This window comes from Leucobacter fengyongliangi, from assembly GCF_050971685.1.
Classification (GTDB): Bacteria; Actinomycetota; Actinomycetes; order Actinomycetales; family Microbacteriaceae; genus Leucobacter.
Map to the genome: position 1 here is coordinate 44830 of NZ_JBPCEU010000014.1, position 15664 is coordinate 60493.

16 protein-coding genes and 1 tRNA gene are annotated in these 15664 nt (G+C 65.0%); 6 read left to right on the forward strand and 11 right to left on the reverse strand.

Annotated elements, in window-relative coordinates; translation table 11 throughout:
• Positions 1-42: 42 nt before the first annotated feature.
• The 3 genes from ACR0R4_RS11035 to ACR0R4_RS11045 form a co-directional block, all read right to left on the reverse strand.
• Positions 43-1665, reverse strand: a complete 1623-nt coding sequence (locus tag ACR0R4_RS11035; protein WP_433647495.1) for a DHA2 family efflux MFS transporter permease subunit — start codon at positions 1663-1665, stop codon at positions 43-45.
• A gap of 120 nt (positions 1666-1785) precedes the next feature.
• Positions 1786-1870 (reverse strand) — tRNA-Leu (locus ACR0R4_RS11040).
• 173 nt (positions 1871-2043) lie between these two features.
• Positions 2044-3849, reverse strand: a complete 1806-nt coding sequence (locus ACR0R4_RS11045) for a DEAD/DEAH box helicase (protein WP_433647497.1) — start codon at positions 3847-3849, stop codon at positions 2044-2046.
• Positions 3850-4028: 179 nt separating this feature from the next.
• Here ACR0R4_RS11045 and ACR0R4_RS11050 point away from each other — a divergent pair, with 179 nt between their 5' ends.
• From ACR0R4_RS11050 to ACR0R4_RS11060, 3 genes are read left to right on the forward strand one after another with little or no spacing between them, the layout of a single operon-like run.
• Positions 4029-4823 carry an SGNH/GDSL hydrolase family protein gene (locus ACR0R4_RS11050; protein WP_433647549.1) on the forward strand — a complete coding sequence of 265 codons (795 nt, stop codon included), beginning with the start codon at positions 4029-4031 and terminating at the stop codon, positions 4821-4823.
• 60 nt (positions 4824-4883) lie between these two features.
• Complete coding sequence (locus tag ACR0R4_RS11055; protein ID WP_433647498.1) at positions 4884-5216, forward strand: spore germination protein GerW family protein; 333 nt, start codon at positions 4884-4886, stop codon at positions 5214-5216.
• 44 nt (positions 5217-5260) lie between these two features.
• Complete coding sequence (locus ACR0R4_RS11060) at positions 5261-6433, forward strand: glycoside hydrolase family 3 N-terminal domain-containing protein (RefSeq protein ID WP_433647500.1); 1173 nt, start codon at positions 5261-5263, stop codon at positions 6431-6433.
• A 3-nt stretch (positions 6434-6436) separates the two neighbouring features.
• On the opposite strand, the gene gluQRS is transcribed toward ACR0R4_RS11060, so the two are convergent.
• Positions 6437-7351, reverse strand: coding sequence for a tRNA glutamyl-Q(34) synthetase GluQRS (gene gluQRS / locus ACR0R4_RS11065; protein WP_433647501.1), 915 nt, complete (start codon positions 7349-7351; stop codon positions 6437-6439).
• A 32-nt stretch (positions 7352-7383) separates the two neighbouring features.
• On the opposite strand from gluQRS, the gene ACR0R4_RS11070 reads away from it, so the two are divergent.
• Positions 7384-8883, forward strand: coding sequence for a DUF2252 domain-containing protein (locus ACR0R4_RS11070; RefSeq protein ID WP_433647502.1), 1500 nt, complete (start codon positions 7384-7386; stop codon positions 8881-8883).
• Here the strand turns inward: ACR0R4_RS11070 and ACR0R4_RS11075 are convergent.
• A complete protein-coding gene (locus ACR0R4_RS11075) occupies positions 8880-9710 on the reverse strand; it encodes an SDR family oxidoreductase (protein ID WP_433647503.1) in 831 nt (276 codons plus the stop codon). The two genes, ACR0R4_RS11070 and ACR0R4_RS11075, sit on opposite strands and share 4 nt — an antisense overlap.
• Positions 9711-9761: 51 nt before the next feature.
• Here ACR0R4_RS11075 and pdxY point away from each other — a divergent pair, with 51 nt between their 5' ends.
• On the forward strand, positions 9762-10613 hold the full coding sequence (pdxY, locus tag ACR0R4_RS11080) for a pyridoxal kinase PdxY (RefSeq protein ID WP_433647505.1): 852 nt from the start codon (positions 9762-9764) through the stop codon (positions 10611-10613).
• Between the two features lie 232 nt (positions 10614-10845).
• Here the strand turns inward: pdxY and ACR0R4_RS11085 are convergent, their stop codons facing one another.
• The 6 genes from ACR0R4_RS11085 to cysK form a co-directional block, all read right to left on the reverse strand.
• A complete protein-coding gene (locus ACR0R4_RS11085; RefSeq protein ID WP_433647550.1) occupies positions 10846-11337 on the reverse strand; it encodes a DUF4395 domain-containing protein in 492 nt (163 codons plus the stop codon).
• Positions 11338-11389: 52 nt separating this feature from the next.
• Positions 11390-11830 carry a thioredoxin family protein gene (locus ACR0R4_RS11090; RefSeq protein ID WP_433647507.1) on the reverse strand — a complete coding sequence of 147 codons (441 nt, stop codon included), beginning with the start codon at positions 11828-11830 and terminating at the stop codon, positions 11390-11392.
• 140 nt (positions 11831-11970) lie between these two features.
• Positions 11971-12525 (reverse strand): hypothetical protein, encoded by a 555-nt coding sequence (locus ACR0R4_RS11095; RefSeq protein WP_433647509.1) that lies wholly within the window; start codon positions 12523-12525, stop codon positions 11971-11973.
• Positions 12526-12645: 120 nt separating this feature from the next.
• Positions 12646-13248: a GGDEF domain-containing protein gene (locus ACR0R4_RS11100; RefSeq protein ID WP_433647510.1), complete on the reverse strand. Its 603-nt coding sequence runs from the start codon at positions 13246-13248 to the stop codon at positions 12646-12648.
• A gap of 117 nt (positions 13249-13365) precedes the next feature.
• A complete protein-coding gene (locus ACR0R4_RS11105) occupies positions 13366-13878 on the reverse strand; it encodes a bifunctional nuclease family protein (RefSeq protein ID WP_433647551.1) in 513 nt (170 codons plus the stop codon).
• A 54-nt stretch (positions 13879-13932) separates the two neighbouring features.
• Complete coding sequence (gene cysK / locus ACR0R4_RS11110; protein ID WP_433647511.1) at positions 13933-14889, reverse strand: cysteine synthase A; 957 nt, start codon at positions 14887-14889, stop codon at positions 13933-13935.
• Between the two features lie 251 nt (positions 14890-15140).
• Between cysK and ACR0R4_RS11115 the strand changes: the two genes are divergently transcribed.
• Entirely contained in the window at positions 15141-15650 is a 510-nt protein-coding gene (locus tag ACR0R4_RS11115) for a hypothetical protein (protein ID WP_433647512.1), read from the forward strand.
• The last annotated feature ends 14 nt before the right edge of the window (positions 15651-15664 follow it).

A 15664-nucleotide genomic window follows, 5' to 3' on the forward strand; every position in this document is an offset into this window, starting at 1 on the left:
CGAACCGCAACGGTCCTTAAGACCTCCGCTGTCGAGACTCACCTAGCTTGTGACGTGATCCTCGTCACGTCGTGAATGCAGCCTGAAGGTCGCCGCGAACCCCACAAGCAGAAACCCAGCCGCTGCGACCGCGGATAGGCGGGTGCCGTCGGTGAAGGCGGTCGCCGCGGCGTTGCCCACCTCGGGATCCTGCGCGATGAGCTGCGGAATCGCTGCCCCGGCGCTCACGACCACCGCGTCAACCACTTCCGTGCGGGCCTCGGCACTCATCGAGGGCACATCGTTTCGCAACTGAGCATCGAGAACCGCACCGGTTGATGTGAAGAGAATCGTGCCGAGCAGGGCAATACCGAGCGCGGAACCCACCTGGCGCGCGGTGCTCTGGGTGCCGGAGCCTTGGCCGCTACGCTCAACCGGCACATCTTGCAGAATAACTCCGGTGAGTTGCGCCGTGGCAAACCCGACACCGATGCCGTAGATGAAGAGGAACGGGGTGACCGCGAGCCAACTGGCATCGGGCGACATCGCCCACGCGAGACCCAGCACACCGATGACCTCAGCGCCGAGACCGATGCGCACCATCGTGATCGGTGTCGCCTTCTTTGAAATGCCGACAGACATCCCGCTCGCAACGAACGATCCCAGGGCCAGCGCAAGCAGCACGAATCCGGTCTGCAGGGCGTCGTACCCCACGACATTTTGCAGCCACAGCGGTAGTGCCAGGATGATGCCGAACTCGCCGAGGGACACGATGAGCGCGGCCACATTTCCGTTGCGGAAGGAACGGATCGAGAAGAGCTGCAGAGAAAGCAATGTCGGTTTGCCAAGAGCCTCCCGGTGACGCGCGCGCAGAATGAACACTGTCGTCGCGACCACGAACAGCGCAAGCGATATCGGCACCGGAGAAAGCTGCAGGTTCCAGGTCCAGTTCCCCAGGGTGAAGGGGTCGGTTGCATCGCTCAGCCACCATCCCAGGGTTCGTCCCTCAATGAGCCCAAAGACCAGGCTGGCGCTTGCAACGACGGAGAGCACGGCCCCGCCGATATCAATCCGCTGCGAGATAGCAGCGCGCGGCGCATCTACCACGGTCAGCACGATGCCGATCACGATCAAGATTCCGAGCGGAATGTTGATGCCAAACGCCCAACGCCAGCTAAATGCGGTAGTGAGCCAGCCACCAAGCAGCGGCCCGACCGCGACCATGCCGCCAATGGTCGAACCCCAGACCGCGAAGGCGAGCCCCCGCGCCCGACCGGTGAAGCCCGTGTTGATGAGCGACAGGGTCGTGGGGAGCACCATCGCCCCGCCTACCCCCTGCAGCACCCGGGAGGCAATAAGCAGGTCACCCGTGGGCGCCAGGGCTGCAAACACCGAGGAGCCGGCGAAGATAACGACACCGAGCACCAGGAGCCGTTTCTGCCCATAGCGGTCGGCCAGCGCTCCGAACATCAGGAGCAATGCAGCGAAGACGAGCGTGTAGCTTTCTTGCACCCATTGCACCTGCGTGGAGGTGATGCCAAGGTCTCCCACAATCGAGGGGATCGCAACGTTCACAATCGTCGAATCAACGATAATAAGTGCGACAGAGAGGCTGATGCTGATCAGCGCGAGCCATTGTTTGCGAGTGAACGTCGGGGTCTTTTGCCCCACGTGTGCGGTTGCCATACGGGAATAGTACACCCGTTATAATTAACAGCTTGGCTAACTATCTACGAAAGTGAAAGAACCCAGATCTCATGCGGAAAGCAGAAAAGGCTGATCTCTCGATCAGCCTTTTCCTGTTCGTGCGCGGAGGGGGACTTGAACCCCCACGCCCTAATACGGGCACTAGCACCTCAAGCTAGCGCGTCTGCCATTCCGCCACCCGCGCGAACACGCTGCCGAACTTCTCCGGCGAACAGAGAATAACCTAGCACGGATCCGAACCACAGACGAATCGAGCGACTCCGCTCAGCGAGTCACGCCGCAACGTTTACTCGGGTCGGATGCTCGGTGGCCGGAACCCACAACCGGTGGTGAAAGCTGAGAGCTCCCCCGTGAGCATTATCCGCTCAGTCGTCGACGCAGCAGGTCGATCCGTTGCTGCATCTGCGTCACGCTCGCCTGTGCGACAGCTGGCCCCCCGCACACCCGACGCAGCTCGGAGTGAATCTGCCCGTGTGGCTCCCCCGACACCTTCGCGTACATGCCGACCAGGCTGTTCAGCAGCTTGCGCTGCTCGCCAAGGGTGCGGTGCAGCGCGCCCGGTGCCTCTGCGCGTTCGGGCGCATGCTCGAGGATCCCTTGCTTCGTGGCGCTGCGCTTAGCCTGCTTGGCCTGTCGCTGCTGCAGCAGCGTGCGCACCTCCTGGGGCTCAAGAATGCCGGGGAATCCCAGGAAGTCGAGCTCCTCCTCGCTGTCGACCTCCGCATATCCGCCGAACTCGGCACCGTCAAAGAGCGCCCGATCGAAGTGGGCATCCGAGCCGAGCGCCTGGTACACGAACTCGCCGGTCAGCTCCTCCGACGCGCGATCCTCACTCTCTGCCTCAGCCATGAGCGCCGCCTCGGCATCCCACATCTCTTCGGCGCTCTTCGGACCCTCGAGCACGTGCCCGCGCTCCTTCTCGAGTTCGGCCGCGAGCTGCATCAGCGTCGGGACGTTCGGGATGAATATCGACGCCACCTCGCCGCGGCGTCGACTGCGCACGAAGCGGCCGATCGCCTGCGCGAAGAAGAGCGGCGTCGATGAGCTGGTCGCGTAGACCCCAACCGCGAGTCGCGGCACATCGACCCCCTCCGAGACCATGCGCACGGCCACCATCCAGCGATCATCCCCCGCAGAGAACTGGTCGATCCGCTCACTCGCCCCCGAGTCATCTGAGAGGATCAGGGCGACCTCCTGGCCGGTGATCTGCTGCAGAATCGATGCGTATGCCCGGGCTGAGGCGTGGTCGGTAGCGATCACGAGCCCGCCAGCATCTGGGATGTGGTGGCGTACCTCGGTGAGGCGCCGGTCTGCAGCCCGCAAGACCTTCGCGATCCACTCGCCCGCGGGATCGAGCGCGGTGCGCCAGGCCTGCGAGGTGATGTCTTTGGTGTTGCCCTCTCCCAGCCGCGCCTGCATCTCCTCCCCGGCGGAGGTCTGCCAGCGCATCTCCCCCGCATAGACCATGAAGATCACCGGCCGCACGACGCCGTCAGCCAGGGCCCTGCCGTAGCCGTAGTCGTAGTCGGTGCGGGAGATGCGAGATCCGTGGCCCTGTGGTGAATATTCCACAAATGGAATGGTGGCGTCGTCGGAGCGGAACGGGGTGCCGGTCAGCGAGAGCCGCCGCCGCGCCGTGCCGTAGGCATCTCGAATCGCCTCCCCCCAGCTCAGCGCGTCGCCACCGTGGTGCACCTCGTCGAGAATGACCAGTGTGTCCTCACGCTCGGCAAGCAGTCGGTGCTGCACCGGCTTCATGGCGACCTGCGCATACGTCACGGCGACCCCGTGATAGTGCCCGCCGTAGCCGAGGCCGTCGCCGTTCGCGTAGTTCGGATTGATGCGTATCCCTGCGCGGGCGGCGGCATCGGCCCATTGTGACTTCAGGTGCTCGGTGGGCGCGACGACGATGACCTGGGTGATCGTGCGGTTCGCGCGCAGGATCGCCGCCAGACGCAACGCGAAGGTCGTCTTGCCTGCGCCCGGCGTAGCGGAGGCGAGAAAGTCCCGCGGTTGCGTCTCGAGGTAACGATTGATCGCTTCTTCTTGCCACGCACGCAGTGAACCCGCGGTGCCGCGTGCGGCTCGTTCGGGGTAGGCGGGCGGCAGATGTTCAGCTGCACTGGTGCCCGGGAGGTGCAAAGCATCGCTCGAATCGGTCACAACGCCCTAGAATAGCGGTGCCATATCTGCACGCGACACAGACTCAGGGGGCAGCACGGGTGTCTGAAGCTCTTTCGAACGAGAACGTACAGACCACGGCCCACGGAGAAACCGCGGAGCACGTCGGTCACCCCGAGCGAGGCAAGCGGGGTGCACCGAATGAAACCGCGCAGCCGGAGCTGTTGGATTTGCCCTGGTCGCGCTTCGTAGCGATCGGCGATTCCTTCACCGAGGGTGTCGGCGACCCCGAGGCCGACAGCCCGGGGGGTCTACGCGGTTGGGCCGACCGGTTCGCTGAGGTGCTGGGCAGCTACAGCGAGGACTTTGCCTATGCAAACCTCGCGGTGCGCGGGAAGCTCATCCGTCAGATCACCGACGAACAGCTGAGCCCGGCCCTCGACCTGCGCCCAGATCTTGTAAGTGTCTGCGCGGGTGGCAACGATGTGATTCGCCCGGGTTCGGACCCGGACGCCGTCGCTAAGCAACTTGAGTTTGTGCTGCGCAAGCTGCGCGAAACCGGCGCCACGGTGCTGGTGTTCACGGGCGTTGACGTGGCCTTTCAGCCAGTGTTTCGTTCGATTCGTGGCAAGGTCGCGATTTACAACGAGAATGTGCGCAAAGTCGCACAGCGCCACGACTGCATCGTCGTCGACCAGTGGGCGATCGAAGAGTTGCAAGACACCCGATACTGGGCAGACGATCGCTTGCACCTTAATGCGTTGGGGCACCACACGATCGCTCGGGCTGCGCTTGCCGCGCTGAACGTTCCGAACGACCTGCAGCCGCTCGAGCCCCCGCCGCTGCCGCCGCGCAACTGGCGTCGAGCCAGAACCGAAGATGTCGTGTGGGCACGGCAACACCTGGTGCCCTGGGTGATTCGTCGCTTGCGGCAGCAATCGTCTGGCGACCATGTTGTAGCGAAGCGACCCGCTGCCTCCAGCGTGTCCGTGCGCAGGCACGCCGAGCCTGAGTAGGGGCTTGCCGATCCAGTATTCAGTCTCCGCTCAGAGGCACAACTGGCGTACGCTATGAATATGCCGAACCTTACACAGCAGATCGCAGAGACCGTTACTTCCGTTGGCGTGCATGCCGCATATGGCGCGCCAGTCGAGCTCGATGGCACGACCATCGTTCCGGTGGCAATGGTCAGTTACGGTTTTGGAGCTGGCGAGGGAGACGCGGGCAACTCCGGCGAGGGTGCAGGAGGTGGCGGTGGCGGCAGCGCCATGCCGGTAGGCGCGTACGTCACCCGCGACGGGTACACCCGATTCGAGCCCAACACCATCGCGTTGATCGCAGTAGCCATCCCCTTCGTATGCGTCGCCGGGCGCGCACTCGCTCGGGTGATCCGCGCGCTCAAGAAGTAGCGTCGCGAGCGCTGGTTTTTGGGCGCACACATCGCTGGCATCATATGAGTCTCGCTCGAATCATCACGTGCGCATCTACGGTGATGTTGCTCGCGCTCACCGGGTGCGCCCCTGAATCAGTGGTGACCCGAGCTCCCATCGAGGAAGCAACTCCGGCACCCACGGTCACACCCGCCTCGCCGACTCCCGACGAGGCGCGACGCGAGCGTGCCACCGAGATCGTCGGCGGCTGGTCAACCGAGCAGCGCGCGGCCAGCGTCGTCATGGCAACAGTGTCCACCACCGATCCGGCCGTCGCCGGTGCTTTCGTGCAGCAACTCGGCCTCGGCGGATTCATCGTCATGCCCCCGAATGTCTCGGGCGACCCGACGCAGCTCGCGGCGCTGACCGCGGCCCTCACTGCTGACCCGGCGTTGCCCCCGCTCGTCGCCATCGACCAAGAGGGCGGCACGGTTTCTCGCCTGCCCTGGGATCCGGCTCCAGGCGCAGACACGCTCAAGAGTGTGGATCCGGCCGAAACGGCAGCGGCGTTCGCCAGCCGGGCGGTGACACTTGGCGAGGTCGGGGTCACCGTCAACTTCGGCATCGTCGCCGATGTCGCCCCCGACCCGTGGAGTTTCATCTATTCCCGGCAGTTGGGTGTCGGTTTCGACGATGCGGCGGCTCGGGTCACCGCCGCGGTGACCGGCGAGCAGGGCGAGATGCTCGACATCGCCTCCACGCTGAAACATTTCCCCGGGCACGGCGCAGCTCCGGGCGACTCACACTCGGGAGTGCCGACGACGGATCTGCCGCTCGAGGCCTGGCGATCCACCCACGCGATGCCATTTGCTGCGGGAATCGACGCGGGTGCGCGACTGCTCATGTTCGGTCACCTGGCATACATCGCTGTCGATCCCGCCCCCGCTTCGCTCTCCCCCACCTGGCACCAGATCGCCCGTGACGAACTCGACTTCACCGGCGTCATCGTGTCTGACGACCTCGGCATGCTGCTCGATTCCGGTGTGCCCGAATACGCCGATCTCACCGCGGTCACCATTGCGGCCCTCAACGCCGGCACCGATCTGGCCCTGCTCGTGCGCGGCTCGGACACCGCGACGGTGTCGGCGGTTATTGCTGGCATGGTCACAGCCGTCGACTCGGGTACCCTGCCCGCCGAGCGCCTGCGTGAGGCGGCGATCCGCGTCACCGATCTGCGGCTTGAGCTTGCCGGCTGAGCCTCAGTCGCCTCGGTAGACCCAGGGCTCCCGCGAGAGCAGCGCGAGATCGAACCGCGCGAGGAGCTCGCGCATCGTGACGGGCTCGCCCTCTGCAGCGAGCCCGAGCGAGACAGCGAGCATTTCACGCACCCGATCGACGCCGATGCCCGCCTGGTCTAAGTCGCGCAGCGTCACCGCCCCGTCGCGCTTCGCCAGCCTGGCCCCCGCAGCGCCAAGCACCAGCGGCACGTGCACATACTCTGGAGTAGGCAGGCCGAGCAGCCGCTGCAACAAGATCTGTCGGGGGGTCGAGCTCGCGAGGTCGTCACCCCGCACCACCTGATCCACCCCCATCGCCGCATCGTCGACGACCACAGCGAGGTTGTAGGCAACCGCGCCGTCTCCCCGACGAAGCACGAAGTCGTCGACGATCCCCGTCACCGTGCCGAGGAACAGATCCACGAAGCTCGTCTCGCGCGCACCTTCGGGTGCACGCAGCCGGATGGCGGGTAGTCGGGGCGCGATTTCGATCCGAGCAGCGGCCCGCTCGTCATCACTGCGGTCACGGCAGGTGCCCGGGTACGCACCGGGCGGGGCGTGCGGCGCCGAGGGTGCCTCCAGGATCTCGCGGCGGGTACACGTGCACTCGTAGACCAGGCCCGCGTCCAGCAGCTGCGCGATCGCCGCATTGTGCGCGGGTGCCCGATCACTCTGAATCACCGGCTCGCCGTCCCAGTCGAGACCGAGGGCCCGAAGATCAGCAAGTTGGCGGATCGCCGCACCCGCGTCGCGGGCGCGGTCGAGATCCTCGATCCGCATCAGGAAGGCACGATTGCTGGACCGCGCACACAGCCAGGCGAGCATCGCCGTGCGGAGATTGCCGAGGTGGAGGTCGCCGGACGGACTCGGTGCGTACCGGCCGGCTCCGTGTTCCATGGAGACATCCTTCCACAGTGACAGAATGAACCATGCCCACCAGAGCTCAGAATGCGGCCATGCCGTTCGAAACGTCGGCAACGAACCCCATCGACCGCGCCGTCGACAGCCCACACTTTGTTCCTGCAGTGCCGAACGAGAGGTGGCATCCGCTCGATTCGGTCGCCGAGCGCCTCGAGGCGGGTCGTCGGCTGCGTAGCCGTGTGCCGCGCCGTTCGCTCGCGCAGATGACGGCGGGTCGGCGCGATCCACTGGCGATTCTTGACGAACAGAACGCGACCCGCGTGCCCGAGCTGGTGCCGCTGCGTGCCGAGCGCATGGCGGCGAGCCCGTTCGCCTTCTATCGGGGTACGGCGGCAATCATGGCGGCGGATCTCGCGGCCGACGTTCACAGTGGTATCGTGATGCCCGCGGGCGGCGACGCGCACGTGGCGAACTTCGGCTTCTACGCCTCGCCGCAGCAAACGCTCGTGTTTGACCTGAACGATTTCGACGAGGCGGCGTGGGCGCCGTGGGACTGGGATCTCAAGCGACTCATCACCAGCGTGATCATTGCGGGGCAGGCGACCGGCCGCAGCGAGGAGGCGACCAGTGCGGCCGCGCTCGGTGCGGTGCGAGCGTACGCGGTGACGTTGCGAGCAAGCACGCGGCTCAGCCCGAGGGCACGCTACTACCAGCATTTCGACGCGGCGGCTGGTCTCGAGTCGTTGGAGCCGGAGTCGGCGCGTGCACTTCGCAGGGCCATCAGGCAAGCGAAAAGGCGCACCGGCGAGCGTGCGGCGAAAAAGCTCACCACGGTCGACCCCAGCGGTCGGCTGCGCTTCGTGGAACACCCGCCCACGATGGTCAGGTCTGACCCCGAGATGCAGCAGCGCGTGCACCATCACTTTCGGCGCTATCTCGAGAGCGCCAACACCGATATCCGACTCCTCATGCGCAACTACGCCGTCTCGGATTTCGCTCGGCGCGTCGTGGGTGTCGGGAGCGTCGGCACGCGTTGCGCCCTGCTGCTCCTGCAGGATGGCGATCAGCACCCCCTGATCCTGCAGTCGAAAGAGGCGAATCGTAGCGTGCTCGAGCAGTACGGCAAGATCCCGCAGCCCCGGGTGCTGCGGGAGACTGTCACCGAGCACGGTCAAGGCGGGCGCGTGGTGGCCATGCAGCGGATCCTGCAGTCCGTCTCCGACCCGTTCCTAGGGTACCTTCGCGGCGAAGGGGTCGACGTATACGTGCGCCAGTTCCACGACATGAAGGGCGGGATCGACGCGGAGACGCTCGAGGATGAGCCGTTCCTGACCTATGCGCAGGCGTGCGCGGTGACGCTGGCCCGCGCACACAGCCAGTCGCCGTTCTCGGTGATCGCGAGCGGCTACGTGGGCGGTGGGCGGGCGCTCGGCGAGGCGCTCCTCGAGTGGGGGCACGCCTATGCGGCGCTCTCCCACGCCGACTACGAGAAGTTCGTTGCGGTGGCGGGAGCGGCTCCCACAGCCGCCGCATCCACCGCCACGACCGCGCCTATGCACACCCCCTAGCCGAGGAAGATGTCGGGAAACAGCTCGCTGTCTGGCGTACCCGGTACGGCGGCGTAACGGGCGAAGTCGGTGACCCCGGCGGCCTCCAGCACGTCCTCGACGATCAGCGTCTGCCCGGTACGCTCGCTCGCGGGTGCTGTGAGTACCGCGTACGCCGCGTCGGCGTAGATCTCGGGCGTGCGCGAGGCGGCCATCACCCGGTCGCCACCCAGCAGGTTCTGAACCGCGGCGGTCGCGATCGTAGTGCGCGGCCACAGCGTGTTCGCGGCGATGCCGTCACCCGCGAACTCTGCCGCGAGGCCGAGCGTCGCGAGCGTCATCCCGTACTTCGCGAGCGTGTAGCCGGTGTGTGCTCCGAGCCACTTGGGGTTCATATTCACTGGCGGCGAGAGTGAGAGAATGTGCGGGTTTTCCGCATCGCGAAGCGCCGGGATCGCCGCCCGCGACAGCATAAACGTGCCCCGCGTGTTGACGTCTTGCATGAGGTCGTACTTCTTCGGCGCAAGATCGAGCGTGCGCGAGAGGTCGATCACGCTCGCGTTGTTGAGCACGATGTCGATGCCTCCAAACACCCTCACCGCCTGCGCGGCGGCTCCGGCCACGTCTTCATCGCTGCGCACGTCACCCAAGATGGGCAGTGCGTTGCCGCCAGCCGCCCGAATCGCATCGGCGGCCGTGTGGATCGTGCCCTCGAGCTTGCGGTGCGGCGTATCGGTCTTTGCGAGCATGGCAATGTTCGCGCCATCGGCGGCTGCGCGCAGCGCGATCGCGAGGCCAATGCCCCGGCTACCGCCCGACATGAGCAGGGTTTTTCCTTTGAGACTCACTGAGGTCCCCTTTCGACATTTCGATTCTGTCAGTCGTGGCAGAATCGTTCTATGCGCATTCTCTCGATTCAGAGCTCAGTTTCCTACGGCCACGTCGGCAATTCGGCCGCCGTGTTTCCGCTGCAGCGCATGGGCCACGAGGTGATGCCGGTCTATACCGTCGTGTTCTCGAATCACACGGGCTACGGATCCTGGGGTGGGCCGCTGCTCACCGGCGACAACGTGCGCGACATTGTGCGCGGCATCGACGATCGCGGCGGACTGAACGACGTGCAACTCGTGCTCTCGGGGTATCAGGGCGGCAACGACATCGGCGACGCGATTCTCGACGCGGTCGCGCTCGTGAAGCAGCGCAATCCCGAAGCCATCTATGCGTGCGACCCGGTGCTGGGCAGCGCCACATCCGGCTGCTTCGTCGCGCCCGAGGTGCAGTCACTCATTCGCGATCGCGTGGTGCCGCAGGCTGACCTCATCACCCCGAATCAGTTCGAGCTCGGGTTCATCACGGGCACCGATCCGCTCACGCTCGAAGACACGCTGGCCTCAGTGGATCAGGTTCGCGCCCGCGGCCCCCAGACCGTGCTGGTGACGAGCGTGATGCGCCCCGACCGGCCCGAGGGCACGATCGAGATGCTGGCCGTCAACGGCGAGGGCGCGTGGATCGTGCAGACCCCGCACCTGCCGTTCAAGGCGAACGGTTCGGGCGACGTGACGACGGCGCTGTTCGCGACGCTGCTGCGCGAGTCCGGCGACGTAGCGGGCTCGCTGGCGCGTACCGCCGCGAGCGTGTTCGAACTGCTCGAGAACACCATCAACTCGGGCGAGCGCGAGCTGCAGCTGATCGAGTCGCAGGAGGCGTATGTGCGTCCGAAGCACACCTTCGAGGTGCGCCGGGTTCGCTAGCGGATCACGCGCGTTCGCCCCTGCCGCGCGCCCGGGCCCTGCCGCGCGCCCGCGCCCCTGCCGCGCGCCACGTAGAGTAGGGCGCTAGTGGTTGCTTCAACTCCGTGAAGCAACCACTAGCGCCCTACCCAGAACCGGCGAAAGGGATCCACACACCGGCGAAAGTGATCCACACACCGGCGAAAGCGATCCACGCACCGGCGGCGTGGACTCACGCACCGGCGAGGCCGACCTACGCGCTCGCCGGCCGCTTCGAGCGGATCACACCCGCGCGGGTGAGCAGTAGGTACAGCTCGCAGCCGAGGCAGAAGCCCACGGTCGCGTTGAGCGCGGCAGCGAGGAACGCGGCGGCACCGGCGATCACGAGCGCCCATGGCACGCCCGCGAGGTGCAGCACCAGCCCCACGCCGACGACGAAGAGGCCTACGCCCTGCGCGAAGCGCGGCGGCCTGGGGTCTTCCCACTCGGACGGCGCGGCAAGCTTCGGCTGCACCACACCGCGGAACAGCGCCTGAATGGGCTGAGTACCAGGCGACACGAGCGACCAGGTGAAGAGCACCGCGACGATGGCGAGCACGAGGAATCCCGGGTCGAGGGCCCGCTGCGCCAGCGAGGCAGCACCCAGCGAACCCTCAGTTGAGACACCGATGAGCGCGAGAAACACGCCAACAAGCAGCAGCACCGACGTGATGGCCGCGCCGAAGCGAGGCGCGCGCGCGTCGATGGATCCCTGCGGCCTGGCTCCCTGACCGGTGGCGACCGCCTGTGCTTCGTGACTATCGTGCGACACTGAGGCCTCCGGTGATTGAGTCGAGTTCGTGTGAGAGTGACTGCCGGCTGATCGCACCGCTCAGTCGCGTGCGGGGGCGGCCCGCCTCGTCGAGCACCAGCACAGTCGGCGTCTGCAGCAGCTTGAACTCGCTCGCGAGCTCGGGTCGGTGGGTGACGTCGACGTGAACGAAGGCCACCCCCGGCTGCTCCTCAACGAGGCCCGAGATGGTTCGCTGCACGCCCGGGCACCTCGAGCACATCTCAGTGCTGAACTGCACGATGGTCGCGCGCGCGCCGAGGCGATCGAGGCCGAGAGAGGCAACGTCAACTCGCGCCTCCCCCGAAACGGTCCGGGCCCGTTCGGCATTGCGTTTCAGAAACACGCCGAGCCCTCCAGCCGACAACACCAGCGCGCCGAGCACGGTCAGTGCGAGAGTGACATCCATGCGTTCAAGGCTAGGGGCCAGAGGCGATCCGCCCAAGCGAACGCGTCACAATTGGCAATAATTACCATAACTTCACAGCATATGTTGAAGATCGCTCGGATCTTCAACCCGGTCATCCGGTCGGGTGTTGCCGCATGGTGTTATCTGCGAACGAGTACGTAACTGCTGCCGTCAAGGTTGTTGATCCAGACCATGGTGTTTTCGTCCATGAGCATGACGTCAAAACCAGGATGGGGCGCGGGCGGGCTGATTCTGTTGTCTGTGATCGTGATGAGCGTCGGTTGCTCTGCTTTGTCGGTGATGCCAGGAATGTCTTGGCAGTAGATCATCTCGTTCTCAGAGGGAAAAATGTACCTGATGTCACCAGATACCGGCTTCATTCCGCCACCGTCGTTGACATGAGTGTGTTGCCACGCCCCCACAATGCCGGGAACGAGGCTATCGGGTTGCCGACCCGGCATTTCTCCCGACCAAGTAGCTGGACCAACATCCCACCCGCAACTCGCCTCCTGCGAGACTGCGTTTGGCTCAGTTTCTACCGGGGCAGCCGTGGCGGATTCCGGTGCCGAGGTCGGAGTGGTGCCGGTACTACTCTCAGGAGTTTCAACGAGTGCAGGTTCGCTGGCGCAGCCAAACAGTAGGCCCGAAACGATCACAGGAATGACTAGCACGAGGTGCTTCCGCTTGATCAACATGGGCGTCTCCCCCGCTTCACGTCGGCTAATAACGAGCTTTCACCGATTCGTATGCCGACGATAACACGGAAGGAATTGTCACAATAGGGCAATCTCCGGTAGCACTCGGAACTCGATGCTTCAGTCCGAGACGACCTGGTTCTTTCCCGCGCGTTTCGCCGCGTAGAGCCGCGTGTCTGCGAGGCTGACCAAGTCGGTGTGCGATCCACCTGTCGCGCTTGCGACCCCCGCGCTGATGGTGAGGCGAATTCCGTCGTTGAAGGTGTGCGCTTCAATGGCGGCGCGGATGCGCTCGCTAATATCGGCGGCCTGCGACACCTCCGTATCGGGAAAGATGACCAAGAATTCTTCGCCGCCGTATCGACCGGCAAGATCCCTTGAGCGGACACCCTCCGTGAGTAACCCGGCAATCGTGGTGAGTACCTGGTCACCGGCGAGGTGACCGTGAGTGTCGTTGACGACCTTGAAGTTGTCGATGTCGAACATCGAAACCGCAACTGGCACTGGCTTCTCGTCGGCATCGGCGAGCAAGCTGGTGAGCCTCTCCATCAGCGTGCGGTGATTCGCGATGCCAGTGAGACCGTCGGTGCTTGCCCGGTGCTCAAGTCGTTCGTTTTGGTCAGCGAGATCCCGTTCGTGCTGCTCCAAGAGTTTTACGTTGTGCAGCTCAAGCTCACGTATGCGCTCGATCAATTGCTCTCTGGTGTGATGAGCGAAGTCCATGCGGCGGTTCCATTTCCCCTGGTAAACCTCACTAATTTCCCACTCACCCCATAGACGACTCATCGGAGTGTCGGGAGCCTGCCAGTATTTCGTGGAGTTTAGGGGTCGAAATCAGCGCTATTCGCCAAAGTCCTCGGGGTTCACCGTGTCGAGAAATGAGCGGAACTCCTCCAGCCGCTCCTCTTCGTCACCCTCCCCCGGCTCGCCAGACTCATCAGGCCGAGAGGTGACGGTGTCTTCTATTCCAGCTTCTTCCAGCACCGCGTCAGCGACGTGCATGGGGGCTCCGGTGCGCGAGGCGAGGGCGATGGCATCAGAAGGTCGCGCGTCGACAACGTGCTCACCATCGGCACCTTCGAGGTACACCACCGCATAGAACGTGCCGTTGTCAATACTCGTGATCTCGACGCGGTCGACCCGGGATCCGAGTGCGTCGATCACCGAACGCAGCAGGTCGTGCGCGAGTGGACGGGGCATGTGCACGCCCTCAACCGCCACGAGGATCGAGGTGGCCTCCTGTTCACCGATCCAGATGGGCAAGATCTTGCCTTCGCCCGGCTCCGCGTCCTTCGGTTTCAGCAGGATCACCCGCTGTCCGCTTGAATCGATCGCTACGCCGATGACGTGCACTTCACTCAAGAGCATCTCCCCTCGCTGGCGATGGCAGGTTCGGTATGACCCAGACTACGCCTCTCGGACGTGGGCGAACAGGTCGGTGCTGAGGTACCGCTCACCGGTGTCGCAGAGCATCGTGACGATCGTCTTGCCAGCGTTCTCGGGTCGCTCGGCCAGTTCCTTGGCGGCCGCTAGGTTCGCACCGCCCGAGATGCCCACGAGCAGCCCTTCGCGCGCAAGTGCCGCCCTGGCGGTTTCGATGGCGAGATCCTGCGGAATGCTGAGGATCTCATTTGCGAGCTCAATCTCGAGCACCGGAGGGAACCCGTTGCCGCCGATGATGCCCTGGATCTTGTGTGGATGAAACTCCCCGCCCGTGAGCACGGGCGCCTCTGCGGGCTGCACCGCGACGAGTTGCACATCCGGATTCTGCGAACGCAGGTAGCGTCCCACGCCCGTCAGGGTGCCGCCGGTGCCGACGGTCGAGACGAACATGTCGATCTTTCCCTCGGTGGCATTCCAAATCTCGGGGCCGGTGGTGCGCTCGTGCACGGCCGGGTTGGCATCGTTGCCGCCCTGCCCAGACAGGAAGGCACCCGGGGTGCGTTCCAGGATCCGGCCGGCCTCCTGGTTCGCACCTGCCATTGCCTCGGGTCCGGGGGTAAGCACCAACTCGGCGCCGAGCGCGCGCAGCAGGGTGCGGCGTTCCTGCGAGACGTCATCGGGCATCACAATGATGACCTTGTAGCCTTTGACCGCGCCGATCCAGGCGAGAGCGATGCCGGTGTTCCCGCTCGTCGCCTCGAGGACCGTGCCACCGGGCTTGAGACGCCCGTCGGACTCAGCCGCCTCAACGATCGAGAGTGCCGTACGATCCTTGATGCTGCCGCCCGGGTTGAACGCTTCAAACTTGCCCAGCACCCGTGCGCCGCCCGGGGCGACGAGACGGTTGATTTGCACAAGCGGTGTCGCGCCGACGAGCTCGGTCACGTCCTTCGCGATCTGCGGCTTCGACACTGTGCTCATGTGGTTCGCTGTCTCCTTCGGGGTCGCGAGTCGCCGCCCAGACAGCGACATACACACTATGTTCTCAAACTTCAGCACGCCCCCGCCACGAACCGCGTAACGCGGGGTCATGCGCGGAACGCGGTTTCCTCAATCCGGCGGGAGTCCGAGCGCACAGAATCCGCGAACCGGCAGGCCGCACCACAAACGAGCACATCGAGATCTACCTGTCGGGTGCATTCCGCGCCACCCGCAGCCGATATTCTTTGCGAGTGACTGACTCCACGACCCGCAGCAACAGACTCGAACGCGCTCTGCTCTCTGAGGGCGCGATCTATGGCCTCGTTCTCGTCGCAGGCATGATCGTGGTGAGTCGAAACCTCGCGGGTAGTTCCTGGGATGCGCTGAACACCGTGCTTGCTACGGTGGTCGTTTTCTATGCTGCACACGTCTTCGCAGACACGCTGACCGGCCTCACTGCCTCGGACGGCCACAAGCGCACGTTCAGAGAGTCGTTTCGCCACGCGATTCGCCGCTCTTTCGGCATGCTGGGTGTCGCTGTGGTGCCGGTGGTCGTGCTCGCGCTCGGGGTGACGGATGTGCTCGATGACGGAGATGCCGTGTGGCTGGCTCTGTACGTCGATGTCGCGTTGCTGGGTGCCGTCGGGTGGTGGATCACCGCCACCCGCTCCCCGAGTTTTTGGGTGCGGGCGGGCGGTGCCATACTCACCGGCGCGTTCGGCGGGATCCTGATCCTCCTTAAGGCCCTGATCCACCACTGAGCACGAACGGCGCG